This is a genomic window from Pluralibacter gergoviae ATCC 33028 = NBRC 105706 (assembly GCF_001598855.1).
GTDB classification, from domain to species: domain Bacteria; phylum Pseudomonadota; class Gammaproteobacteria; order Enterobacterales; family Enterobacteriaceae; genus Pluralibacter; species Pluralibacter gergoviae.
This window is the reverse complement of the sequence record NZ_BCZS01000092.1, coordinates 1-970: the sequence shown is the minus strand read 5'-3', so window position 1 is coordinate 970 and position 970 is coordinate 1. Positions and strand designations below refer to the sequence as shown.

Genomic DNA, 970 nt, shown 5'->3' with positions numbered 1-970 from the left:
TTCCGACAGCGATTCGGACTCCGACAGCGACTCGGATTCGGACAGTGATTCGGACTCTGACAGCGATTCGGATTCCGACAGCGATTCGGACTCTGACAGCGACTCGGATTCCGACAGTGACTCGGACTCGGACAGCGACTCTGATTCCGACAGTGATTCGGACTCTGACAGCGACTCTGACTCCGACAGCGATTCAGACTCCGACAGCGACTCGGACTCTGACAGCGACTCAGACTCTGACAGCGACTCAGACTCTGACAGCGATTCGGATTCCGACAGTGACTCCGATTCTGACAGTGACTCCGACTCTGACAGCGATTCGGACTCTGACAGCGACTCGGACTCTGACAGTGATTCGGACTCGGACAGCGACTCCGACTCCGACTCCGATAGTGACACTACGGCGCCTGAGATTACAGTTGCCGGGATTACGGCAAATGGACACCCTTTGCTCCCTAATGGATCGACTAACGACGGAACGCCAACAATATCAGGAGCGACCGAAGTCAACGCGAAGGTGACTATTTACAATGATGAAAGCGTCATTGGCGTTGTGCAGGCAGATGAGCAAGGGAATTGGTCGTTTACCCCCACGTCACCACTTGAGGACAATACCTACACAAATCTTACAGTTACAGCAACGGATGCATCAGGAAACGAAAGTGCTCGCATAAGCGTTCCCCCGTTTACTATTGACACTGAGGCTCCGGCGACGGTCAGCGATCTGCAGGTCACCAGCGACGAGACCGGTGCGGCGGTGAATGCCGGCGGCAGCCTGAACGACAATACGCCGACCGTGAGCGGCAGGGCGGAGCCGGGCAGTACGGTGACCGTCTATGACGGCGCTAACGAGCTGGGCCACGCCGTGGCGGGCGAGGACGGCAGCTGGAGTATCACGCTGCCGGCGCTTGCCGACGGCACCTACAGCGACCTTACCGCCGCGGCGACCGACGCGGCGGGCAACGCCAGC

Annotated in this window: 1 protein-coding gene; it reads left to right on the top strand. The window is 58.6% G+C overall.

Features of this window, described 5'->3' with window-relative positions:
• On the top strand, positions 1 to 970 hold a 970-nt coding region (locus tag ENGE1_RS29550), incomplete at both ends, for an Ig-like domain-containing protein (RefSeq protein ID WP_409372182.1).